The organism is Ruminococcus sp. RTP21204st1_B2_RTP21204_210225 (assembly GCF_040914135.1).
GTDB classification, from domain to species: domain Bacteria; phylum Bacillota; class Clostridia; order Oscillospirales; family Ruminococcaceae; genus Hominimerdicola; species Hominimerdicola aceti.
The window spans coordinates 24,335-50,595 of sequence record NZ_JBCPGA010000005.1; the positions used below are offsets into that span (position 1 = coordinate 24,335).

General features: G+C 42.5%; 15 protein-coding genes. 5 read left to right on the forward strand and 10 right to left on the reverse strand.

All coding sequences use genetic code 11. From position 1 onward, the window contains the following. Positions 1 to 274: 274 nt before the first annotated feature. From rplS to uvrB, 7 genes are all read right to left on the reverse strand, one after another. A complete protein-coding gene (rplS, locus tag AB5123_RS03140; protein ID WP_022286692.1) occupies positions 275 to 619 on the reverse strand; it encodes a 50S ribosomal protein L19 in 345 nt (114 codons plus the stop codon). 191 nt (positions 620 to 810) lie between these two features. After that, entirely contained in the window at positions 811 to 1,512 is a 702-nt protein-coding gene (locus AB5123_RS03145; RefSeq protein WP_265290456.1) for a TIGR03936 family radical SAM-associated protein, read from the reverse strand. After that, the gene (locus AB5123_RS03150) at positions 1,499 to 3,352 is read right to left on the reverse strand and encodes a TIGR03960 family B12-binding radical SAM protein (RefSeq protein WP_117905167.1); all 1,854 of its coding nucleotides are present in this window, start codon (positions 3,350 to 3,352) and stop codon (positions 1,499 to 1,501) included. Before AB5123_RS03150 ends, AB5123_RS03145 begins: the two co-directional genes overlap by 14 nt. A 167-nt stretch (positions 3,353 to 3,519) precedes the next feature. Next, positions 3,520 to 4,080: a peptidase M50 gene (locus AB5123_RS03155; protein ID WP_368364516.1), complete on the reverse strand. Its 561-nt coding sequence runs from the start codon at positions 4,078 to 4,080 to the stop codon at positions 3,520 to 3,522. A gap of 433 nt (positions 4,081 to 4,513) precedes the next feature. Continuing rightward, positions 4,514 to 7,336: an excinuclease ABC subunit UvrA gene (uvrA, locus tag AB5123_RS03160; RefSeq protein WP_368364517.1), complete on the reverse strand. Its 2,823-nt coding sequence runs from the start codon at positions 7,334 to 7,336 to the stop codon at positions 4,514 to 4,516. 87 nt (positions 7,337 to 7,423) lie between these two features. Then, positions 7,424 to 8,266 carry a GIY-YIG nuclease family protein gene (locus AB5123_RS03165; RefSeq protein WP_117923497.1) on the reverse strand — a complete coding sequence of 281 codons (843 nt, stop codon included), beginning with the start codon at positions 8,264 to 8,266 and terminating at the stop codon, positions 7,424 to 7,426. After that, the gene (uvrB, locus tag AB5123_RS03170) at positions 8,263 to 10,233 is read right to left on the reverse strand and encodes an excinuclease ABC subunit UvrB (protein ID WP_368364518.1); all 1,971 of its coding nucleotides are present in this window, start codon (positions 10,231 to 10,233) and stop codon (positions 8,263 to 8,265) included. The genes AB5123_RS03165 and uvrB overlap by 4 nt, the downstream gene beginning before the upstream one ends. 468 nt (positions 10,234 to 10,701) lie before the next feature. Between uvrB and AB5123_RS03175 the strand changes: the two genes are divergently transcribed. The 5 genes from AB5123_RS03175 to AB5123_RS03195 all read left to right on the forward strand — a co-directional run bounded on the left by AB5123_RS03175 (position 10,702) and on the right by AB5123_RS03195 (position 14,699). Next, positions 10,702 to 11,118, forward strand: a complete 417-nt coding sequence (locus AB5123_RS03175) for a hypothetical protein (protein ID WP_022286686.1) — start codon at positions 10,702 to 10,704, stop codon at positions 11,116 to 11,118. 8 nt (positions 11,119 to 11,126) lie between these two features. Then, the gene (locus tag AB5123_RS03180) at positions 11,127 to 12,098 is read left to right on the forward strand and encodes an RluA family pseudouridine synthase (RefSeq protein WP_329963758.1); all 972 of its coding nucleotides are present in this window, start codon (positions 11,127 to 11,129) and stop codon (positions 12,096 to 12,098) included. Positions 12,099 to 12,304: 206 nt separating this feature from the next. Beyond that, positions 12,305 to 13,177, forward strand: coding sequence for a PHP domain-containing protein (locus AB5123_RS03185; RefSeq protein ID WP_368364519.1), 873 nt, complete (start codon positions 12,305 to 12,307; stop codon positions 13,175 to 13,177). Between the two features lie 91 nt (positions 13,178 to 13,268). Beyond that, positions 13,269 to 14,441 (forward strand): NADP-dependent malic enzyme, encoded by a 1,173-nt coding sequence (locus tag AB5123_RS03190; RefSeq protein WP_117923501.1) that lies wholly within the window; start codon positions 13,269 to 13,271, stop codon positions 14,439 to 14,441. Positions 14,442 to 14,453: 12 nt separating this feature from the next. Further along, positions 14,454 to 14,699 (forward strand): TIGR03905 family TSCPD domain-containing protein, encoded by a 246-nt coding sequence (locus AB5123_RS03195; RefSeq protein WP_022286682.1) that lies wholly within the window; start codon positions 14,454 to 14,456, stop codon positions 14,697 to 14,699. A gap of 114 nt (positions 14,700 to 14,813) precedes the next feature. Here AB5123_RS03195 and AB5123_RS03200 read toward each other — a convergent pair whose 3' ends face one another. From AB5123_RS03200 to AB5123_RS03210, 3 genes are read right to left on the reverse strand one after another with little or no spacing between them, the layout of a single operon-like run. Further along, positions 14,814 to 15,788, reverse strand: a complete 975-nt coding sequence (locus AB5123_RS03200) for a hypothetical protein (protein WP_368364520.1) — start codon at positions 15,786 to 15,788, stop codon at positions 14,814 to 14,816. Between the two features lie 32 nt (positions 15,789 to 15,820). Continuing rightward, complete coding sequence (locus AB5123_RS03205; protein ID WP_287214588.1) at positions 15,821 to 16,516, reverse strand: hypothetical protein; 696 nt, start codon at positions 16,514 to 16,516, stop codon at positions 15,821 to 15,823. A gap of 26 nt (positions 16,517 to 16,542) precedes the next feature. After that, positions 16,543 to 26,259: a hypothetical protein gene (locus AB5123_RS03210; protein ID WP_368364521.1), complete on the reverse strand. Its 9,717-nt coding sequence runs from the start codon at positions 26,257 to 26,259 to the stop codon at positions 16,543 to 16,545. Positions 26,260 to 26,261 lie beyond the last annotated feature (2 nt).

The window sequence follows — 26,261 nt, forward strand, 5'->3', positions numbered from 1 at the left end:
TGTCATGTGATTTTGCGGCAAGACAAACTATCCCAAATAATCTGTAGGGGCGAACAGTGTTCGCCCACGCTCAGAACTTGTACAAATTCAGAACTGTAGGGGACGACGCCCTACATGGTTTGTGAAAATATAACGAATGTACGAATATCATAAAATTGTCGGGCGATATATGCAGGCGAACGCTGTTCGCCCCTACCGTATATCGTGCGAACAACTCAGTCGTGGATATAAAAAAAAGAGCCGACCAAAGCCGACTCGTTTTTTATAGAAAGAATTATCTGATAGCTTCCTTGACCTTAGCTGCCTTACCAACTCTGTCACGGAGATAATAGAGCTTAGCACGGCGAACCTTACCGCTACGTACAACCTCTACCTTTTCAACTACAGGTGAATGAACAGGGAAAACTCTCTCGATTCCACAGCCGTGAGCTACTCTACGAACTGTGAATGTCTCGTGGATTCCACCGTGCTTCTTAGCGATAACTGTGCCCTCGAATACCTGGATTCTGGACTTGTCACCCTCTGTAATTCTTACGTGTACCTTTACTGTATCACCAACATTGATAACAGGTGCCTCGGATTTAAGGCTTGAATTAGAAATCTGCTTTAAAGCGTCCACTTTAAATTCCTCCTTAATATTTTCAGACATTCATTCGCTTTATAGCAGCTATCGCTGCAAAGCCAGAGGACTGCCCGCTTTAATGTCGTGCCTTTCGTTCAAAGGCGTGGCATTAACTCTCGTCGGAAGAACCGACGGTAATTCAAATGCTTTAATATTATACCACATCTCAAAACCTTTTGCAAGGATATTTATATAAAATTTTCGCCATTTGTCATGAGTATTTTTGTACGTTCTGTATAAATTTCCGATATTTCTATACCATAACGCTCACAGAACGTGTCTATGACTACGTTCACATTAAGATTGAAAGAGCTTCCGCACGGCAGCCTTAATGTCACCTCAAAGCTGTCCTCTAGCTCTTTGCTGTCAAGCACTGTGATATGTGGCTTTATATCCACAAGATTGATAGTCTTTTTCTTGGTTCGCTTTTCTATCTCTATCTTGTCAAGTGCTATGAACTTGCCGAAAAGCTCCGCCACTTCATGTACGCTCTTATCCGTTTTCAGCCTTGCCACATACTCCGCCGCTGTAATGTCGGTATGCTTATGCTCAGGCTTTGAAACGCTCACTATCTCCAGACCAACAGGCGTTTGTGCATTCATTCGCTCCAAGACCTCGCCGTATGGGATATCCTCAGTGAGAGCAAAGTCCATTATCTCTACCCTGCTGTCAGTGCCAAGTGGCAACGCCAGTGGGAACATTATATACACATGGGGATTGAAACCCTGAGTGTGCCATATTGGCAGGTGCGCCCTTTTGAACACTCGCTGAAAGGCTCTCATAAGGTCAAGATGAGAAATGTATTTCGCCCTGCCTGTTTTTGAAAATACCGCTCTGTATTCAAATCTCTCCAAACGGAGATTTACATTCTTCGGCTCAGCGTTTGCCACAGTAAACACCTCCGTATTCGCATTTTATGCCACAGCCTGAACAGCCCTCTTTGCAGTTTCGTGTAGTCACTGCCTGATGTGCTTTCTTGTTCTCACGAACGAAAAACTCATGGCTCACAAGATAATCAAGGTGCGACCACGGCGCTATCTCGTCATAAGAACGTCTGCGGTGAGCATAGAAACTTGTATCAAGCCCGCACTCCTCAAATGCTTCCTGCCACTTGTCAGCCTTGAAATGCTCGTCCCAGCCGTCAAGATAGCAACCCTTTTTCCATGCGGTGTATATCGCCTTGCCAAGACGTCTGTCACCCCTTGCAAGAACTGCTTCCAATATAGATGTATAGGATTGGTGAGTGCTAAGGCGTATCTTACGGCTTGTAAGACTTTTGAAAAGGTGTTCCTGTTTCTCTTTTATCTCCTCGGGAGTTGCCTGTGGCTCGAACTCGAACGGAGTAAAAGGCTTTGGTACGAATGTTGCAGTAGAAACTGATATCTGCACGCTCTTGCCACGCTTTTCTTTTGGTGTTTCGTAATAAAGGTCAAGGACTTTCTGTGCAAGCTTTGCGATACCCTCAACGTCCTCCAGCGTTTCCTCTGGAAGACCAAGCATGAAATAAAGCTTTACAGTGCTGTAACCGCCCTCAAAGGCAGTGCGACAGGTACGCATTATCTCGTCTTCGGTTATGTTTTTGTTTATTACGTCACGCAGACGCTGAGTGCCTGCTTCAGGTGCAAAGGTCAGACCGCTTTTTCTTACGGACTTTATTTTCTCCAAAAGTTCTTCACTGAAATTGTCTATTCGCAGCGAAGGCAGTGAAAGGTTTATCTGCTCGCCGTCGGTGTATTCCACAAGATTTTCCAAAAGCTTGTTTATCTCTGTATAGTCGCTTGTTGACAGTGACGAAAGAGAAACTTCCTCATAGCCTGTCTGCTCGCAAAGGGACTTTGTTTCGTTCTTTATGGTGTCGATGCTTTTCTCTCTGAATGGGCGGTAGATAAAGCCTGCCTGACAGAATCGACAGCCTCTTATGCACCCTCTCAGTACCTCAACCACCGCTCTGTCATGGACTATCTGAGTGAACGGCACAACAAATCCCTCTGGGTAATATACCTTATCAAAATCCTTTATAACACGCTTTTTGACCCTAGCAGGTGCCTCAGGGACGTTTGGCGTGATAGACTTCACTGTGCCGTCCTCATTGTAATCCACGTCATAGAATGACGGAACATAAACACCCTCCAGCTTTGCGGCTTCTCTTAGAAACTCCTGCTTAGTAGGCTTCAAAGGCTTCATTCTCTCGTAAAGCTCAAGAAGCTCAACGTTGACTTCCTCACCCTCGCCAAGAATGAACAGGTCGAAAAAGTCAGCCATAGGCTCAGGGTTGCAGGCACACGGACCGCCTGCGATAACAAGAGGTGTAAGCTCAGTTCTGTCCTTTGCAAGCACCGGCACACCTGCAAGGTCGAGCATTTCAAGCACATTATTATAAGAAAGCTCATACATGAGCGTAAAGCCGATGAAGTCGAAATCCTTTATAGGGTCAAGGCTCTCAAGAGCGTAAAGTGGGATATCGTTCTCACGCATAAGCTTGTTATAGTCCTCCTCAGGCATGAAAACACGCTCGCACCACCAATTTTCACGGGCATTTTTCAGACCGTAAAGTATCTTCATGCCAAGGTGTGACATACCCACCTCGTAGGTATCAGGGAAGCAGAAGGCAAAGCGCACGTCCACCTTATCCTTATCCTTTACAACGCTGCCCACCTCGCCGCCGATATACCTTGACGGACGCTGCACTTTAAGCAGCAGCTTTTCTATTTTCTTTTTTAATTCTTCCAAAGTTTTATCCTCCGATATTGAATGTCTGTACTATCTCACCGCACCAAGTAAAGCGAGAGCAATACACAAAGTGAGGTGAAACGGGCGAACACTGTTCGCCCCTACAGATACATAAGCATTTCATATCATTATACCAAAAATTTATTACAAAAGCAATAAGCAAAGTGTTAATATATGACTTCAGAGAGGACGATAAAGCAGAAAGTTGCGGCAAAAGAAACGCTCACAGTGCCGTGGAGGATCATATAAACCATTGCCGCAGCTGAGAGTAGGATAAACAGAGCCCTGAAAAGTTCGCAGACCTTGCCGTCCGCCAGCAGGGCGAATATCCTGCCGCCGTCAAAATAGCGAAAGGGCAAGAGATTAAGCGTACCCAGCAGCAGGTTCACCTGACAGAAAAAGCCACCACCATTTGCCATATATGACAGCAGGCAGAGGGCAAAATTTACTGCTGCACCACCGAAAAGCACAGCAAGATCGTGGTATTTAGACAGCTGTTTATTATCAGGGGAAATGCGGATACCGCCTCCATAGACAACAATTTCCTGCGGTGAGCTTCCGAAAGCGGTCATGAGCACGAGGTGACCCAATTCGTGGAGTGCGCAGCTCACAAGGGTCATGAGCAATTTTTCCGTTTGGGTCGCAGAACATATCGTCACGAGGGCTATAACAAAGAAAAAGCTGAATGAAATTCCATAAGTCGTATTTTTGATTTTTAGCTTAAACAAGTTCATCACCGAGATATTTATATTCGGTATTTGCTAAAATAATGTGTAGGGGCGAACACTGTTCGCCCGTCGAAGAAATAAACCCTGATTATTACGCTGTTTGGCAAACGTAAAAAACTCCCCTACAGTTCTGAATTTGTACAAGTTCTGAGCACGGGCGAACGCTGTTCGCCCCTACAGATTATTCGGGAAAGGTTCTACTGCCGCAAAATCGCTACGCTCTTTGCTGGTGCTTTGTTTGAGTTATAGAAAAAGCGGTGTGAGTTTTATTTCTCGACACCGCTTTGATTATTATTTAGTTTGGTAGTTTCATTTCTGCACCCCTCTGCACTACATAGCAGAACAAACAAAGTGCATACATTTACCTCGTACTGAAGAGCCACAAGGGTCAGCTATGCCAATTCCTCATTCCTCACTCCTCACTTAAACTTGCCTACAGCATCTTCCTCAAATACTGTCCCGTATAAGACCTGTCGCAAGCCGCAATTTCCTCAGGCGTGCCTGTGCAGACGATAGTTCCGCCGCCGTCGCCACCCTCAGGTCCTAAGTCTATGATATGATCTGCGGTCTTTATGACGTCAAGATTATGCTCGATAACAAGCACTGTGTTTCCGCCGTCTGCAAGCTTCTGCAATACCTCTATAAGCTTATGCACGTCCGCAGTGTGAAGTCCTGTAGTCGGCTCGTCTAGGATATATATAGTTCTGCCTGTGGCTCTCTTTGAAAGCTCTGTGGCAAGCTTGACTCTCTGCGCTTCACCGCCTGAAAGGGTGGTCGCTGCCTGTCCTATCTTCACATAGCCAAGACCAACTTCATACAGTGTTTCAAGCTTACGGCTTATTTTAGGGATAGCACTGAAAAACTCAACGCCCTCCTCTACTGTCATTTCAAGCACGTCATAAATGTTCTTGCCCTTATATCTAACTTCCAGCGTTTCACGGTTGTATCTCATACCACCGCAGACTTCGCATGGCACATACACGTCAGGCAAAAAGTGCATTTCTATCTTGATTATTCCGTCGCCCTCGCAGGCTTCACATCTTCCGCCTTTGACGTTGAATGAGAAACGTCCTGCACCGTAGCCTTTCATCTTTGCGTCAGCAGTCTGTGCGAAAAGCTCTCTGATATCCGTGAAAACGCCTGTATAAGTGGCAGGGTTAGACCTTGGCGTTCTGCCTATTGGCGACTGGTCGATATCAATGACCTTATCAAGATGCTCTATCCCCTGCATTTCCTTGAATGCTCCAGAGCGTATCTTCGCACGGTTGAGCCTGCCTGCAAGTTCCTTATAGATTATCTCGTTCACAAGTGATGATTTGCCTGAGCCTGACACACCTGTTACGCAGGTGAAAGTGCCGAGAGGTATCTCAACATCTATGTTTTTCAGATTGTTCTGTGTTGCACCGATGACTTTCAGATACTTGCCGTTGCCCTGTCTGCGTGTTTCAGGGACAGGTATTTTCTTTGCACCGCTGAGATACTGTCCTGTAATAGAACGCTTGCACTTCATTATATCATCAACAGTTCCTGCGCAGACTATCTCACCGCCGTGAATGCCTGCTCCTGGTCCAACGTCAACCACGAAATCTGCCGCACGCATTGTGTCCTCGTCATGCTCTACCACTATGAGGGTGTTGCCAAGGTCACGAAGTCTTTTCAGCGTTGCGATAAGCTTGTCATTGTCACGCTGGTGCAGACCGATAGACGGCTCGTCAAGGATATACAGCACACCCACAAGTGATGAGCCTATCTGCGTTGCAAGCCTTATACGCTGGCTCTCACCGCCTGAGAGAGTACCTGCGGAACGTGACAGGGTGAGATATTCAAGTCCCACGCTTTTGAGAAAGCCAAGACGTGACTTTATCTCTTTTATTATCTGCTCACCGATAAGCTTGTCACGGTCGCTTATCTCAAGGTTTTCAAAAAACTCCAGTGCCTTTGCCACCGACTTGTGACAAAGCTCTGCGATATTTATTCCACCAACTGTAACGCTCAGGCTTTCTTTTTTAAGCCTTTCACCGTGGCAGGCAGGACACTTTTCATCGCTCATATAAGCTTCTATATCAGCCTTTGCCCAATCGCTGTTGGATTCCTTGTAACGTCTTTCAAGGTTTGGTATAACGCCCTCAAATTCAGCCTGATAGTCAGCCTTATAGAACTTATTGCCACGCTTTAGGTGAAGCTTCTGACCCTGCGTGCCGTAAAGGAAAATGTCTATAGCGTCCTTGTCGAGGTTTTTCACAGGCTCGTCAAGGGATATGCCGTAGGTCTCAGAAATGGCGTTGAAATACATCATGGCGATAGAGCCTTCTTCAAGGCTGTTCCAGCCACTGGCTTTGATTGCGCCCTGTCTTATGGAAAGGTCTTTGTTAGGGATAATAAGCTCAGGGTCTATCTTCTTGAACACGCCAAGACCAGTACACTTTTCGCAAGCACCGAAAGGATTGTTGAATGAGAACATTCTCGGTGTCAGCTCGTCAATGGATACACCATGCTCAGGGCAGGCATAATTCTGTGAGAAAAGCATTTCCTCTCCGCCGATAACGTCAACCCCTACAAGTCCCCCTGTAAGCGAAGAAACAGTTTCAATACTGTCGGTAAGACGGGACTTTATGCCCTCTTTGATAACAAGTCGGTCAACGACTATCTCGATAGTGTGCTTTTTATTTTTCTCTATTTTTATCTCTTCCGAAAGGTCATAGGTTATGCCGTCGATACGCACTCTCACATAGCCCGACTTTCTTGCACGGTCAAGCTCTTTTGTATGCTCGCCCTTACGTCCTCTGACGATAGGCGCTAAAAGCTGAATCTTTGTACCCTCGTCAAGCTCCATTATCTTATCCACGATCTGATCCACTGTCTGCTGACATATCTCTCTTCCGCAGACAGGACAGTGCGGCACGCCTATACGAGCGTAAAGCAGTCTGAGATAGTCGTATATCTCGGTGACTGTTCCAACAGTTGAACGTGGGTTTTTGGAGGTAGTCTTTTGGTCTATGGATATAGCAGGGGAAAGCCCCTCTATGCTGTCAACATCAGGCTTATCCATTTGACCCAAAAACATTCTCGCATAAGATGACAGCGACTCAACATAACGTCTTTGTCCGTCAGCGTATATGGTATCGAATGCAAGAGAAGATTTACCCGAACCCGAAAGACCTGTCATAACAACAAGCTTATCTCTCGGTATGGTAACATCAACATTTTTGAGATTATGCTCTCTTGCACCTTTTATAACTATCTCGTTAATTGGCATTGGTATTCTTTACTCTCCTTATTGGTATTGAAAAATCACATATTGATATGCAGGCGGGCGAAGGGTGTTCGCCCCTACATTTTCTCACTAATTATCATTTAGACCAAAATCTTTGGTCAGAAGTTTATTTTTCCACAAGGCTTCACAATTCAGTATTTTCTCTTTGGACTCATTCATTGAAAATATCTGAAGAATGGAAAACTGAAAATCTTTGTAGCTATCTAATGATATGGCAAGATAATCTCTTATACCGCTGTTTCCGCCGTGAAAAGTTTTTACATACTCTTTCCACCTGCCGAAAAGTCCGTCAGAACCTGTGGAAGAGCCTATATATTGCTTGCCTGTTTTTCGGTCAGCGATAAGATAAACAGCTTTTACAGCACTCAGGGCTGAGATGTATTTATCATAGACATTAGGCTTTTCAACAATATCTTTAAGCTGTCCAAAGCTCAATATCAAGTTATCATAGCCCACAAAATCTTGTGAGTTCACAGCTATTATTTTCTTAGGGTTTGTGGCTTTTTGGTGCCATGCAACTGCGGCGTTGCCCCAATCTATGACTAATCTTCCCTGATAATCCGAAAGAAAATCGTTTGCTTCTAGGTCATATTGATAAACATTTCTTTCAAACATCTCAGGCACAGGAAAACCTGTGGGCATATTATCAGGCGTGGCAGGGTGTTTGCCTTTTACTGTATAAGCCCCGAAAAATCTAGTACCTCTGCCCTTTTCGCCAATGAAAACCAGCCAATATTTAAAGCCGTCAGAAAAACGCTCCGCTTGCAGGCGTGTATACTGTTCAATGCTCTCAGAGCCGTTTTCATAGCATTTTGCAAATGCTATGTCGCCGACAGAGTGCCTTATAAGCACTGCTTCGTCAGGGTCGATACCGCCAAGCTTCATCAAATCGGATAAATAAAGCTCTGTCATTTCTTCTCACCCTTTAACTCCGCAATTTTATCACGCAAGAATGCGGCGTGCTCAAATTCAAGCAGCTTTGCCGCCTCTTTCATTTCCTTGGTGAGCTTTTCTATGAGCTTTGCAGTTTCCTGCTTTGAAAGCTTTGTTTTCTGCCTTGCTTCGTATTCCACCTCTTCCTTGGTGGATATCTCTATTACATCTCTTATATCCTTGACGATAGTTTTCGGAACTATGCCGTGTTCTTTGTTGAACTTCATCTGTATTGCACGTCGGCGTTCTGTTTCGGTGATAGCCTTTTCCATTGAGCGTGTTACCGTGTCGGCATACATTATTACCTTGCCCTCAGCGTTTCGTGCGGCTCTGCCAATGGTCTGTATAAGTGCGCTTTCAGAACGCAGGAAGCCCTCTTTATCAGCATCAAGTATAGCCACAAGAGTTACCTCAGGCAGGTCAAGACCCTCACGCAAAAGGTTGATACCAACGAGCACATCAAACTCGCCCAGTCGCAGGTCACGGATTATCTCCATACGCTCGATAGTGTCGATATCGTGGTGCATATATCTCACCTTTACGTCAAAGCTCTTGAGATAATTTGTGAGATCCTCAGCCATTTTCTTTGTAAGAGTAGTAACAAGCACACGCTGATTTTTAGCGGTACGCATATTTATCTCGCTGAGCAAATCCTCTATCTGACCCTCAGTCGGCTTTACGATTATCTCAGGGTCAAGCAGACCTGTCGGTCTTATTACCTGCTCAACTATCTGCTGTGACCTTTCCTGCTCAATAGGTCCTGGGGTAGCTGACACGAAAACCGCCTGATTGATATGAGAATAGAACTCATCAAAGGTCAGCGGTCTGTTGTCCATTGCTGACGGTAGGCGAAAGCCATAGTCAACAAGGGTCTGTTTTCTTGCTCTGTCGCCTGCATACATACCTCTTACCTGCGGCAGAGAAACGTGTGACTCGTCCACGAAAAGCACAAAATCCTCAGGTAGGAAGTCAAGCAAAGTGAACGGCGTAGAGCCTGCGGGACGTCTTGCAAGCACACGGGAATAGTTCTCGATACCGCTGCAAAAGCCTATCTCTTCCAACATCTCAATATCATAGTTGGTGCGCTGTGCGATACGCTGAGCTTCGATAAGCATATCGTTGTCTTTGAAATACTTGATACGCTCGTCAAGCTCCTGCTTTATCTCCTCGATAGCGTCATGCATTTTATCACGGCTGACAATATAATGGGAAGCAGGGAAAATTGCAGCGTGAGCAAGTGAGCAAAGCACCTCGCCAGTCACTACGTTTATTTCAGTGATACGGTCTATCTCATCTCCGAAGAACTCCACTCTTATGGCAGTGTCTGTAGAATTTGCAGGGAATATCTCCACCACATCTCCCCTGACACGAAACTTGGTTCTCACGAAATTTATATCGTTACGCTCATACTGGATACCCACAAGGTCAGCGATAAGTCTGTCACGGGATTTCTCCATACCACGACGTATAGACACCACCATGGACTTATACTCCTCAGGGTCACCAAGGGAGTAGATACAAGAAACGCTGGCGACGATGATAACGTCACGGCGTTCGGCGATAGCGGATGTAGCGGAATGGCGGAGCTTATCTATCTCGTCATTAACGGAGCTGTCCTTTTCGATATAAACGTCCTTGCTAGGCACATAGGCTTCAGGCTGATAATAGTCATAGTAGGACACGAAATATTCCACGGCATTGTTCGGAAAAAACTCCTTGAACTCAGAGCAAAGCTGAGCGGCAAGTATCTTATTATGGGCAAGCACGAGCGTTGGACGGTTTATCCTAGCAATAACGTTTGCCATAGTAAAGGTCTTGCCGGAACCAGTAACGCCCATAAGGGTCTGCTCTCTCATGCCGCTTTCGATACCCTTTACCAGAGCGTCCACCGCCTCAGGCTGGTCGCCCGATAGCTTATAATCTGAAACAAGCTGAAACTTATCCATAAATGCCTCCTCAATCGAACAGTTGTTTTAATCATTATATTACATTTATTTTTAATTGTAAAGGCTTTTTTATCAATATTTTTTGAATTTGCGTATATGTACGATTTTTCGGACTGGTATTGTTACTCAACCTGCGGTATCAGCTCGATGTATGTGTAGGGGCGAACACCGTTCGCCCGTCGAAGAAACAAACCCACGGTAACAACAAGGTTCGGCAGCAAAAAATTCTCCCCGACAATTCTGAATTTACAGCAAATCCTGAACACGGGCGAACACTGTTCGCCCCTACAGATTGTTCTGGAGAGGTTCTTCTGCCGCAAAATCGCTACGCTCGATGCTTGTCCACATCTCTGTTCAGCTTTGCCCATTCCTCATTCCTCACTCCTCACTTAATACCGCTCCCCCCTTGCATTCTCCCACACTTTAGGTTATAATATCACTATAGTAATAATTTCAGGAGGACGTAACATGAATAGATCATATGACGAATACAACTACACCCTCTCAAAGCGTGAACTGGAAGAGCTTAAATTCTTATTCATCTCTGATGATGTGGACTACAACGACACTGACAGCAATGGGCTTACTTTCCTGCTCACTGCAATCGAAAGTGCTGACTTTGTTGAGCAGGACGGCGTTCTCAAGCCCGACAAACGAAGTGTTGATTTCATCAAATGGCTCATCGCTCAAGGCTCAGATGTGAACTTCCCTGCTGACAAAAAGCCTTTACAATATGCTATCAAATGTGAAGAGGAGATATCTCGCCGTAAAGGCAAAGCCTGCGATATGTCAGAAATTCTTCTGCTTCTCCGTGAAAGCGGTGCTGACAGCACCGGTCTTGACGAGCTTATTGACGGAGGATTCTCCGCTCGTGTGAAGCTCTGAGGTATGGCATGAGAGAATTTATAATAAATCAGAATGACGCAGGTCAGCGTGTTGACAAGTTTCTCACAAAGGCTGTGCCGAAGCTGCCTAAAAATCTGCTGTACAAATATCTGCGTCTAAAACGTATCAAGGTCAACGGCAAACGCTGTGAGATATCCACACGGCTTGCTTACGGTGACGTTATGCAGCTTTACATCAATGACGAATTTTTCGAGGGCGAAGTTGCTGACAGACCTGCTTTTCTCAGTGCGCCAACGTCTTTGAATATTATTTACGAGGACGAGAATATTATCCTCTGCGACAAAAAGTGCGGACTTGTGGTACATGAGGACGAAAGTGGTTCGGCGGACACACTCATAAACAGGATACAGCACTATCTTTATGAAAAGGGTGAATATCGTCCTGAGGAGGAGCTGTCTTTTGCTCCTGCCCTTTGCAACAGGATAGACCGCAACACAGGGGGCATTGTAATATGTGCGAAAAATGCTGAAAGCCTGCGTGTGCTTAATCAGAAAGTTAAAGACAGAGAGCTTGAAAAGCTTTATCTTTGCGTGACCGTTGGCATACCAAAGGAAAAGTCTGCACGGCTCACGGCTTATCATCAGAAAGATGAAACCACAAAAACTGTCAAGGTGTCTGACAAGAAATTTGAGGGCAGCCGCACCATGATAACCTCTTATCGTGTGCTTGCGGAAAACAAGGCTGATGATCTTGCACTTCTTGAAGTTGACCTTGTCACAGGCAGGACCCACCAGATAAGGGCGCATCTTGCACACATCGGCTATCCACTTCTCGGTGACGGCAAATACGGAATAAATAAAGTCAATCGTGCATACAATGTGAAAACGCAGGCACTTTATTCGTACAAGCTTACATTCAAATTCACCACTGACGCAGGTATACTTGAATATCTAAACGGCAAGAGCTTTCAGGTTAAAAACGTATGGTTTTGCGAAAAATTCTTCGGATATAAGCTCTGATATTTCGTTAAATCGCACTATTTCGACACTGTAGATTTGTCATATACGACAAAATAATATAATTTTCGTGCAAATTTTGTGTAAATTGTTCAAAAGTGCTTGCAAATGTATATAAAATATGTTATAATTATTTAGTCAAATTTAACGGCTGTACTATATATACAGAAAATGACAGATATATTTTATAGATTTGGAGGAACAAAGGTATGACAGGAGATCTGCATTGTCACACAACGCTGTCTGACGGCTCGCTTGGTATAGAAGAGGTCATTGTTCAGGCAAAAAGAATGGGACTTGACTTTCTTGCGATAACAGACCATGACACTCTTTCATCATCAAACAGAGCGCAAATACTTGGCGAACGTTATGGGGTCAAGGTCATTCCTGCGGTAGAACTTTCCGCATGGGACAAGAAGCGCAATTCAAAAGTACACATTCTTTGCTATGCACCGCAGAAACCTGACAGGCTGGAAGGTCTTTGCCTGAAGTCATGCCAGATAAGAAAAGACTGTGCAAAGGAAATGATAGAAAATGTAATGGCAAGATATCCTATCCCTGCCGACGCTGTACTGCACTACACAAAAAGCTCAAAGAGCATTTTTAAACAGCATATCATGAGAGCATTGGTAAATTACGGCTATGCCACTGAGCTTTACGGCTCTGTGAACGACAAGCTTTTTGCATATCCAAACGGCGAATGTCTTGTGACCCGTGAATATCCTGACGTAAACTTTGTGCTTGACCTTATACACTCCGCAAAGGGCATTGCTGTTATGGCACACCCTGTTATGTTCAACAACACCGAGCTGCTACTTGAGCTTATCGAGGCAGGCAAACTTGACGGAATTGAAGCTTATCATTACTCTGCTACTCCAACTCAACAGCAGAAGCTTGTGGATATCGCAAAGGAACATGACCTGATAGTGACTGGTGGCTCAGATTTCCACGGTCTGTATAATGAGACTATGACACATATCGGAAGCATGACCACTGAAAAGGAAAATCTTGATAAGCTTTTCAAGCTCATTCATATAAATTCACAAAAAGCTAACAAAGCGGCTGTGAAAACGGAGAAATAATATGGTATAATAAAGGGACATTATCATGCGGTAATGTTCCTTTAATGCGTAACAAAGCCTAGTTTGGCTGTAATAGAGAGGACTGTATAAAATGAACGTAATGGAAGAATCCCTACAGAAACACAGAGAATGGAAAGGCAAGATAGAGGTCTGCTCAAGAGCAAAGGTAAACAATGCAAAAGACCTGACGCTGGCTTACACACCAGGCGTTGCTCAGCCTTGCCTTGAGATACAGAAAGATCCTGACCTTTCATATGAGCTTACAAGACGTGCAAATCTTGTGGCTGTTATCACAGACGGCTCTGCTGTGCTTGGTCTTGGCAATATTGGCGGTCTGGCAGGTATGCCTGTTATGGAGGGCAAGTGTGCACTTTTCAAGGAGTTCGCAGACGTTGACGCTTTTCCACTTTGCATAAAGTCCAATGACGTTGACGAAATAGTAAACACCATCGCTATGATATCAGACAGTTTCGGTGGTATAAATCTTGAAGATATCGCCGCTCCAAGGTGCTTTGAGATAGAGGCTAAGCTTAAAGAAAAAGTTGATATCCCTGTTTTCCATGACGATCAGCACGGAACTGCTATCGTTGTTGGTGCGGCACTTATGAATGCCTGCAAGGTGGCTAACAAGAAAATTAGCGACATCACACTGGTAATTAACGGTGCAGGTGCAGCTGGCTGTGCTATCGGAAAGCTGCTACTTTCTCTCGGTATTGGCAATCTTATCATGGTAGACCGTGAGGGCATAATCTGCGAGGGCGACAATTATCTTAACGAGGCTCACGCTGAAATGGCAAAGGTAACAAACAAGAACAAGCTCCATGGCTCTCTTGCCGACGCACTTAAGGGTGCAGACGCTTTCGTAGGTGTTTCCAAGCCAAAGCTTGTGACCGCTGAAATGGTTAAATCCATGAACGACAAGCCTATACTTTTCGCAATGGCTAACCCGACTCCTGAGATAATGCCTGACGAAGCAAAGGCGGCAGGTGCGTTTATCGTTGGCACAGGACGTTCAGACTTCCCTAACCAGATAAACAACGTTATCGCTTTCCCCGGAATTTTCAAGGGTGCGCTTGCAGTAAGGGCTTCTGACATCAACGAGGAAATGAAAATGGCTGCGGCAAAGGCTATCGCAGGCTGTGTGCCTGAGGACAAGCTCAATGCGGAATTTATACTGCCGAACTCTTTTGACAGATCTGTGCCGGTCGCTGTGGCTGAGGCTGTGGCAAAGGCTGCAAGAGAAACAGGCGTAGCAAGGATATAGGAGGTTTTTCAAATGGCAACGATAAGCTACACTCCAAAGGGAGTATGTTCAAGAAAAATTGATATCGAGGTCGAGGACGGTATCGTAAAGAAAGTGCATTTCACAGGCGGCTGTAACGGCAACACACAGGGTGTATCAAAGCTTGTTGAGGGCATGAAGGTTCAAGACGTTATTGACAGACTTGAGGGCATCGACTGCAACGGACGTGGCACATCATGTCCTGCTCAGCTTGCTGAGGCTTTGAAGTCTGCACTCTAAGCTTTCGTACTTGGACATTATACGGATATAAAAAAACGGGCGAACACTGTTCGCCCCTACAGAAAAAAATACACGGACTGCATTTTGTGTGCAGTCCGTTTTTTTGTACATATTCTAATTTTCTGTCGCTGTGCTTTGAGTGAAACTCATTGAAACAAATCCCGTACCAGTTACCGTAATATCGGTATGATTACCGTCAGACCACTGCTCTGCACTGTTAATGCCGTTCGTTCGATAGAATTGAATGTCATATTGATTTTTCTCGGCAGAATTCACTTTCAAAGTTGCAGTGGCTATGCCAGAACTGTCCTTTGAAATAGTCAGAACATAAGTATTCTTAAACCATGGGCTGATATCAACATAGTTCGTATTCCAAGTCAGGGTGACAGTACCCTCGCCACTGCCTGACAGGCGGTAGTTGAAGCCGTCAAGATCTTTAGGCGAGGTAGCATTGTCGATGAATGTGCCTGTCCATGTTGCTGATGTGTTATTATTTATATAGATAACGCCAAGCTTTGCGGAGAGCGGTTTCAACTCTGCCTGATTTGTAGGAGTGGCTGTCACTCTCATGTATATGTCAGACTTTGTGAGCTGTGACTTATCAAAAGTCAGCACAAATTCATGCTTGTTGAAATCGTCAGCCATAAGTTTCAGAAGTGAAAACTCTATTTTTGAATTGCTTCCAAAAGTCTTATTTTCACCGTTATATTCAACTGAGTATTTTGCAGTGTTTTCTCCGGTAACAGCATTTCCGTCGCTGTCCACAAGCTCGACTGTCAAAGTGTAGGTGATATCCTTGTCATTATGCTTTATCAATGTTTGCGGATAGTTGCACACATTGACTGTCACACAAGGCGAGTTTTCCATACTGCTAAAAGTTATCGTCCTTGGAAGATCATTTTCATCTGTTGTAAGATAATTAGATGAAAACAGCATACCAGCTCCCTTTTGTGTGGACACAACTCGCTTTACACTTGAAACGCTGGTATAAGCCGCCAGGACGCCAATAGTACTGAGTGCGGCTGCCGCAAAAGCTATCCATATTGCAAGCCACGATCTTTTAAGCTTTTTTATAAATTGGTCTTTCATAACAGCCACCCTCCTCTCTATTTTGTGATTTATTACTTTCTCTGAACTGTCAGGTAGACCATATCAGTTTCTTTATTGTTTTGGACTTTATCATTCCATTTTACTCTGATTATAAAATAATCGCAAAACGGATCTTTATTGTCAATTACCGTCAGTGTATCCGATTGCCAATAAAGTGCCTCGGCATTTTTCTGAACATTGCCGTAGCTGTCATAGGACTTTTCGTGAAGTGTGCTGTTAGCAAGTATCTCCGAGCCTTGCTGATTGAGATAACGTCCCGAGATCTTATTGCCGTCTATTTTGTAATAAAACGTTTTATTCTCTTCATCTGAAACATAAACGACAGCTTCAGATTTTTCAGTTTCACTGACGCTTTTCGCACGGTATATCTCATACTCAAAAGGGATATTCGTTGTATGTGCAAGCTGTATTTGATATTGTTGCACGTCTGCCCCGCCTATGCCGAAAACAAAGTCTTTATAACTGCCGTTCTCAACGTCTATATCTGCCATTTCAAGATTTGCCACAGATTCTTTGTTTCCTGCGGTGATATAAAGCTGAGTAGGGGCATTTATTTTTGTTGTAAGAGCAATAGAACGTTTGTGAGTAATCCACGCATAAACAGGCAGTGCCACAAGCAGTACCACCGAAATGGATACTGCTATGACTAGCTGTAGCTTCTTCTTTTTTTCTAATTTTCTGAATTTTCCAAAAATGCTTTTTGTCATAATTTTCTCCTGAAAATGCCTGCTTATTATGAATTTATAAAGCCTGTTTCTATTTTTGCGTTTGTATAAACAACATAGTCGCTTGAGGTAGTTCCATTAACAACTGAGTTGTTGTCATTAAGCAATACCGCGGTAAGCTCAACTCTGTAGTTCGCATAGGTAAGTCCCTGCTCCTCAAAAGCCTTGCCTGTTTTTACTGTAAATTTCGTAACGGCTGTGTTTTGTTCTTCGCCATTATAGTCAGTGGTAAAAACGCACTCCTTGCCATTCAGACCACTGCTTGATGTGGCGTTTTCCAAAGTAAAGCTACCGAGATATTTGCTAATATCGTTTGTCTGCTTATAATCGCCACTATTGTCCTTAACATACAACCTCATTGTATACTGTATTTTTTTGCCACTGTCCTTTGTTGATCGGCTCAAAGCAGACAGATCATAGATAGCATTTGCTGTTATTGCCATTTCTTCTGTAGTCATATCTTTGGCATTGATACCAAGCTGAGAAAATGGTGAATCCTTCGACTCAAGAACCGTTGACTCTGCAACGTTATAGTTTAGCTGTGCCACCGTCATTGCCTTTCTATAGTAGCGTCTGGCAGGCATATCTCCACTTTCAGAGATAGAGCTGTTCTCAATATTGTTCTGGCTATATGCAACATATGACGACGCATTTACGCCTATACCAGTTTTTGTATCCCCGTCCTTACGCTCTGGAAACTGATCTATGATCCCTGCAGTACCATAAGTTAAGCTGATATCAGCCTTGACAGTTATAGAGCCATTTGTGTCACTATTGATATAATCGTAAACCGAATCGGGATACATCAGCATATAGCTGTCTTTAGCTTCTGAAAGTGTCTCAGTCTTGCTTATTTTTGCGTTTGATAACTCTGTGTCTGAACTGTTTAAAATGCTGTAATCAACATTCACCGAAGTTCCTGCAATGATCTTTGCATTAGCTCCCGCATCTTTTTCATCAAAGCTCTTCATAGAGAATTTAAAAGCCTGATACATATTGAAATCGTCACTCTTATAGCCATTAAATGTATCTCTAAGGCTCCGATCAATGCTTATCTTTGAAGTCATTGTGGCATGGATAAAGTTATTTGACGCTGTTATCTCCTCTGGGTCATGAGCCGTCACACTTACTAGCTGTGTAAAAAAGTTTGCAATAACATATGCGCCAGTGTCATTATTTGTCACTTGGACAAGGTTTGTAGGAATATTGCCATTGAGCTTTCTTGGCTTATTACCGCTATAATAATTCACAAAGTTCTTGATGACTTTTTTTGTGCTTCCCGTTTCCGGAATATTGATAGTGAGATAATAGTTCTCGCTTATTATCATTTCGTCATTATCATTTTTTGGTGTATCACTATTCGCTGAAACAGTTATCTTATAAGTGCCTGTTTCAGCCTCCCCAGCAGGTCTATAATACTTGCCGTCGCTTGTTTTTACAGTAGCTGTAGCTTCATCATCTGCCTCAACAAGTGTTCCGTCAGATGATTCTTTAGCTGTTACCGACGCATATCTTAACAGTACATCATTCATTGTAACCGGTTTAAAGCCACTTATATTTGTCAAGTCAAGCTCACCGGTTGTTTTATTAAACTTAGCATCACTTGCGGTAGAATGATAAGTCTTGTCATTGTTATTTGCATCAACAAGAGTTAGCTTTGTATCATCGGTAAGCACACCACTGTCAGTGGCATTATCACCAATAAGATAAAGCTTTTTGTCAAAGCTCCAAAGCAGACTATCACCGTTATTGAGCATTTTTTCCCATTCGTTAGCGGATTTGTAATAGGAATACTTAAAATAAGTAGTAACAGGTGCATCAAAGCTCTCAAAAGCAAGCTTTGTTTTATCCGTATAGTGAGAATGGTTATAGTCTGTGCCTGAGATAACGTAAGATTGGAAGCTGAAATCAAGCACCTTTCTTACAAAAACAGGAATATGAAGTCTAAGAGCAGTTTTGTCACTTCCCGTTGGGTCGATATAATCAAGAGTAATGACAGTAAATCTGTTTGTACCGTCATTGTCATACTGACCGTCTGTGACCTTGAAATATCCTGTCTTGCTGTTAAACGTAAGAGTGCTTTTGTCTGATTTTTTCAAAACGTCGTTATCATACACATAAGTTGCTGTGCTTACATTCATAAGATCTGTTGTTTTCAGCTTATTTGAACTGCTGTCGCAAACATCACAATTTGTCAGAACTGAGATATACTTTGCGAGCATTTGTGTGATATTCAACGATGAGTTATCATCTATAAGCAAAACTGGAAGATCGTTCAGCTCCTGAACATCAAGCTCAGAGGCCTGACGAAATGTTGTAAGCTTTGAATTAGCCAAATTCTCTGCATATGTCTTTATGGTACTGTTTATGCCATAGGATTTTGTCTTTGTGCCATTCGTATAAGAAGCAGCGTCACTGATGATAGTCTGCATATTTCCGCCAACAAGATCGCCTGTGAAAATTTTATCTCCAATGGTTCTGCTTGGGTTTATATTGACATAAGGTGAATAGATATCAACGTGCGTGCCGCTTCCCTCGCCGATATTTTTGGTATTGTCCTGAGTACCGTTGTAGTCGGAGTGAACTGCGGTGAAGCTGGCAGGTATCTGTGAAGCATTATACTGTATATCAGGTAAACAATCCGTGTTATTTACCGATACTCCAATAAATTTATATGATAGATTTTTATCATAGTTCCAACCTATCAAGTTAGAAACAGATACGCTGTTGTTGCCTCTTACATAGCCTAATTTATTTATGAGAATATCATAAGCATATGTATTGCCGCCGTCGTTATGACCGATCACGCCGCCTACACCTGCACCATTGGACTTATCTTCTGCTGAAAGAGTAACATTGTTGACTTCACAATCAGATATCTTCAGATCACCATTAGCTTTTATACCAACATAACCTCCGATACCTGCATCACCAGTTTTAGCAATTGGTATACCTATCGTTGCATTTTTTACAGCAGACTTTGATAAGGTCGCAGCCGCATTCTGTGTGCCGACCATTCCGCCTGAACTTGTATAGCCATAAACACCGCAAGCTGATGTTTCAGATGTTCCTCCATAGTAACAGTCTTTGATAGACAACTGGTTTTTGTTTATTCCAACGAATCCACCGGCATTACTACCATAAACATCGACGCTGACGCTTGTATTTGTTATTGTGCATGCTCCGTTAGACAGTCCTATAAGACCGCCCTCGTTCATTGTCTGGGTTGCAAGGGGTTTATTGTCTTTTTTTGAACCGATAAAGCTGTCTTCATTATAGGCTGTAAGCTGAACATTGCTTATTGTCGTTTTTATATTTGCAGAACCTGCGATTCCACCTACGCCAAACCAAGTTTTTGTGCCTTTATCAAGATTAGCAAATTCAACTTTATTAATTTTTATCTTAGAATCCTTAACAGCGAATTCGTTGCCTTTCTGAGAATTTCCCACAAGACCGCCTGTTTCAAATCCGCCATACACATAAACGCCACTGTTTTCAGACTTAACGTTACTTATATTGATATCATTTGTTGACTTTCCTATAAGTCCTCCCACAGTATATGCGCCATATATTTCAAGATCAGTCAATGTTATTCCGATAAACGTGCAAGAACTCTGTACTCCGCCAACAATACCACCTGTAGAAAGGTCTTCATTAACATACGATTGTCCATCGTTGTTATACGTCTTAACGCTGATCTTGCCGGAAAGCTTAAGGTCATTTACAGTTAAAGCATACGTTGAACAGTTTATCAACCCAACTCCTTTTACGGAGGCAAATGCGGTACGATATTTATAGTTATCCACATCTTGGAATTCAATAGTGCTACCGCTCTTGTTATCCGTTATTTTCACAGCATAGGCTTTTATATCTGTATCGAGCTTTATAGTCTGATTATTTCCCTCGATAGCTGTCAAAGACAAAGTATAATCACATTTAATGTCGCCCAAGTTACTATTTGTTGCATCAAACAACTGATTTATACCACGAAAACCGGTTCCGGTGAGGTCATAGGTTCCATTTCCTGTGAGTTCAACAGTAAAGTTCTTATTTAATTCGTGTGCCCACTTTGCTTCATAAAGACCTTTTTCACTTGGCTTTGTATATTTTTTTAGCATTACAGAATTTTTCTTTTCATATTCCCTGCTTGTAGCCTTTTCAAGTCTTTGATAATCTGAGATCGCAGTTTTGTAATCTTTATCATCAGAAGTCAATGTAGCTGTGCCAACTTTTGAATAGTCTGCATTTCGAGTAAAAGTATAATGACCATAGTCGCAAGTATTTTTATTACGGTCTGTATATCCCATACCGGACTGTGATATGATAGACAGCATAAACAACGCCTGTGCATTAAGCACTTCAATGGTATTGGTCGTGCCGGCAATAACATTTAATTTCTCATCATCACTTAGCTCACTCTTAAACTGCGTGATGAGATAATTTTTCCTGCCATTGTTAAGGTTAGTTGACTTACCAAACGTTGTTCCCTCTTCGATAGCAAAGCCGTTTACAACTCTGCCTATATATGGATTGATAAAAAGATTGGTATATACGTCTTCACCCACTGCCTCAGTATTGTTGGTTGTAAGCGCACTATCTTTGGCAACGTTGCCCATATTTCTGAAAATAACGCCGCCGTAAACTATGGCACCAACATATCCGCCTGCAGTAATGAGATGTTGTTTGCTGTTATCGTTATTTGCAAATTTTATAGTAGGATTTGTTACCTTGACATTATCAATGATATTATCTCCACCGAACACAACGCCCATAACACCGCCATAATACTCCGTCTTTCCGGTACTATAGTTTAATTTATTATTATTGTTTTTTGAAAGCGTTACTTCATTGGTATATACTATATTGATATCTTTTACAACACTTCCGCTGCTGAATCTGATGAGCGGGCTTGCAGAATTATTGGTGATAGTTGGATATGTTCCGTCGGATTTCTTCTGTCCAACAATAACGCCCCTGAAAACGTAACTGTTTGATGTTCCGCCAAGACCTGCAAAAGAACTGCCGAGAACTATATCATCATTTATCTTGTAATAAGCCTCGCAAAGATACTTGATCATGTTATCTTTTGAAACTTTTTCCTTTCCGCTTACGAAATTGCCTGTTCCATCATAAGTATAAGTTTTATGATTAGTGCCTTTGCAAAAAGCACTATTAGCATTAACAGTCGATTTATCGGCAGAAACATATGCATTATAGTTTACTTCCCAGCCATTTGTGGGTGCGGCTGTACTGATAACTCGTGCGACCTCTGCCAGTGTAGAAGCGTCAAGGATATATGGATCAGAGTATGTTCCGCAACCCTCGTCAAGATATGGTCGCTCAAGGTTTACGTCTATCTCATCATAGTTTTGGGCGGTATCATACGATTTAGCAACATATGGCTTGTAACTAGCAAAGCTATATTCCTCTGTTGCGTTATTTTTGACAGGGGAAGTATACCTGTCATCCCTACTCCAATCGCCATGATACTTATTCTGCCTGCTCACATTATCTACACGATTCTTTATGGTGTCAGACACTTCTTTTCCGTAGGTTACATTATGCTTTTCATCTGTACCCCAATCGTCGTCCCATTTATAGTTGTATATTGCAGAAGAGCCTGCACCGTCAGAATGCTGAAAACTCTCAAGCAAAGTAGCATTTTTGAAAATTGAATTTTCATTACTTGCGTCAAGCTTGATATTTGAGAAAGTCAGAGATATATTTTGCCCCTTTTCGCTTCCTACATTGCCTATAAGGCTTGTTGCAGCATAATTCTGACCGCCTTTGTAATATTGCTCAGCAGTCATACTGTGTTTTTTCTGTGACACATTCTTTATAGTGATCTCTGTCATGTTGCCTATCTTATTTATAAGCAAAGGGGCATAAGAATTTTCACCATTTAAACTTAAAGAAGTATCATTCACATACAGATCATCAAGAACGATACTGCCGGTAATTTTGACAGATTTTTTTGTAGTATTGGTGTCGTCAGCAACCGAGCCGCAAACCAATGCACCTGAACCACCATTCACCTTACCGATATTTCCCTTAAAGGTCATTTTACCACTTATGGTAACAGCTCCATTTTCATTTCTGAAAAGTCCGCATTGCATCATGTAATGTTGATTATGGTCATTAGTTAAATTTGTTCCATCTATTCCGTCAGTTGTACGGGCATAATTGTCACTATTACTGCTTGATACCATTTCAGACTGATTAAAGCCATTATTTTCAAAAGTAATAGTTGAATTTGATTTTATATTACAACCATTTGTATCAACTGGATAAAATGAATATCCTGTCAAATCTATTTCTGGATCTGTTGGAAAATCTATATTTGTGCTATTAATATATGCTTTTATATTATTTGCCGCAAAAAGCTTTGCACTCCACTCAACAGCCTTAGCTCCGCCTGTGGTGGCTTTACCGTTTTTATATACATCAAGGTTATAATAATATCTTGCCCAAGAATTATTTTTCCACACAGCACCATTATTTGTTGTTTGATTTTGATAGGTATTGCAGTTCTTTCCGTCCATATACAGCAAACGCTCTCCGTCCGCTGTAACAGCAGGAATTGAAATTATGGCTTGACGATTAGACATAAAACTAGCTGAAGAAGAATAATAAATACTACAACGAGCTATCTCATCAAAATACGAATAGCTTGGGCTTATATTTATCTTAGTATCTTGTGAGATCTTATATCCATTAGGTTTAGTAAGTTCAAAATAAGTTGCATCTCGTGAGCTTCTGTAATTATTGACATTTTCACCTTTAAAATAGTCAAAGCCATAAGAGTCATAATCTCTGCCAAAAAGAGTTGAGGCAAGCATGCCGAAATTTATACATTTTGTTGCTTTCACTGTCACACCGTCAAAGCTAACCTCTTTTATGCTCCAATAACCTGTTGTGGAAAGTACAAGACCGCCCAGTTCTGTGCCATTGTTCACTGTTAATCTTGAATTGTTTACATTCAAACTATTCAGATCAATTTCTACTCTATACCAGTTATGCCCTAAAAATCCACCGCTATTTGATTTACCACTAGAATTTATTGTTAAAGCATTAATATTAACATTGGTGATAGATACCTTATTAGGTACAACAGAAGCTGAATTATCCTTAGCACCGACCTCTGCAATGAGTCCACCAACTCTGGAGTTACTTCCTGTGTGTTTGTCAGTTATATTTCCGTCAACAGTGACATTATTAAACTTAATACCAGTTGTAGGTTTTGATGTAACAGCTCCTACCATTCCGATAACTCCGCCAAGACAAGTACAATCTACCTTTGTTGTGCTATTATTGTATGTAAGATTTGCTGTTACAGCAGAATTAGTGAACGAAACTTCACTTGTGGCGTCAGCAACATATCCAACCAGACCTCCGACAAAATTAGTATACGCACCACTTGGAGATGCGGTCACATCAGCGGTCACTTTGTCAATAGTCAAAGCTCCGCTGTTGTATGCAGATACAGAACCAATATAACAAGCATCACCGCCAGAAACATTGTCACCGACAATATTAAAGTTTGAAACAATCGTTAAATCGCTTATTTTTGCACCGCTTGTCTTTGCAAAAAGTCCGTTGTGAGTATGGAAAACTATTTTATCATTTTCTGTTCCCACTGTCATGGTAAGTTTATGACTATTGCCAGTAAGCGTGCCTGTGAATGTATCCTCACCATTATCACGCATAAATCCGGTTAGACCTGTGTCGCTTATATCAACATCTGCACTAAGGCTGATATTTGCCGCAAGCATATCTGCCCTACTAGCACCGCTATACTTAACAAAAACATTGCTATCGTGCTGCATTATCAAAGCTGCACGGGCAAAATCTGCCCTATTGCTTATGGTTATATTATTATTAGGAAATCCATTTATTGTAACAGTATGCCCTGATCCATCAAAAGACAGAACACCGCCAGCACTCTCAAGCAGATCGGAATCGTTAAGGCGAAGCACTCCGCCCCAATCCATATCGTCTATGACTTTTGAAGATGTCCTTGTAAATGACCAGCCGCTTAAGCTATAGATCAAAGCATTGCCTCTACTTCCTACTATCTGACATCCGTTTTTGTTAGGGTCTTTAGGATAAAAGCCTGAAAGGTTTGTTTCACCGCCAAGCCTTACAACGCCATTTTTATTAAATTTGCCAACAATGCCACCTACGCTCTGGTTTGCAGAAACATCAGCTGCAGTAACTGTGACATTGCCGCCAACATCAATAAAAGCCTGATCTGCATAGCCCACAAGTCCGCCATAATTATTTTGTGATGATGTGGGATTCTTAATACTTATAGTGGTATTCTTGACGCTTACATAAGCCTTGCTGTTATCACCTATCTTACCAATAAGGCCGCCAAAATCAAGGGCATTGCATGAGCCAGTCACTTTTACAATGATATCACTTAGTGCTAGTTCAGAGCTAAGAGCATTGGCAGAATATCTTCCGACAATACCACCATAAAAGCCTGCCCTGACAGTGCCATTGAAGTTTGAAGTAATAGTATCATTAGCGGTACCCGTGATACTAATTTTTGCACTATCTGCGCTGTTTATCAGCACTCCGAAAACAGAACCAACAGCCGCACTGTCAGCGGTATCTCCTGATGAACAAGCAAGTGCCATTTTCATACCACTGAATTTTGAAATATCAAATGTCTTTTCGTTGGCTTTACTGTATGTATAAGAGCCGAAAAGACCGCCCGCAGTTACAGAGCCTGTAACGCTTCCGGTCATGGTAAGGGTGACACCTTCACCGACATTTATTTCTGCATTCTCTGCACTGCCCACAAGTCCGCCTGCGTTGTTTGCGGATACATTTACGCCTGTCAAGACATCACACTTGTCAACGTTCAGTGTTGCACCAGTACTCATTTTCCCGACAAATACACCTGCGTTCGATTTGCCGGAAACGTCAAGTGAACTGCTTGACAAGCTTACAGCAAGACTTGCGTTTTCGTCCATAGTGCCACAAGCAAGACCTGCATTATCCCCGCCTGATACTTCCACCTGGACACCATTACTTAGAGTGATATCCAGATCGACCTTTGCTCCATTTTTCATATTGCCTATAACAGACGTGAAGGATTTATAAATTGTAGCACCTGAATCATCTACAGGATCAGCTTTTATTTTCCACTTATTAGCTGAAGCCACATCACCGTGTATAACATTCTCAGCAAGCATAGCTGAATTTTTTTCTTCCGGTCTAGCAAAAATAATAGTATCTAAATTTGCACTGTCACTAAGATATTCAAACAGAGCAAAATTAATAGGAAGATTAATAGCTGAACCCTCATTTGCTTTGACTGTTCCCATGAAAGGATATTCTTCACTGCCAAGTCCTTTTTCTATTCCTGTAAAATCAGAAGACTTAAACTGAGATTGGTTGTTTGAAAACAATACAGTGATATTCTGATAAACAGAAGGATCTGCATTAAGAAGCTTTTTAAAATCGTCTGCATTCTGTATGGTAAAAACGCCATTTTTGATATCATTAGTTATGTCAGTATATGTATCTGCCGCCATAGCCGTAATAGCGTTGGTGACAGTTGATACCATTTTAGACACAACACCTGAAATGTCTGCAAGCGGCATACTCGTGACAAGCAATACGGCAGCGGTAACTAAAGAAATAACATTCTTGCGATACTTGCTGTAAAGCTTGTGGAATATTCTATTAATTTTCTGATTTCTATTAGCTTTCACTT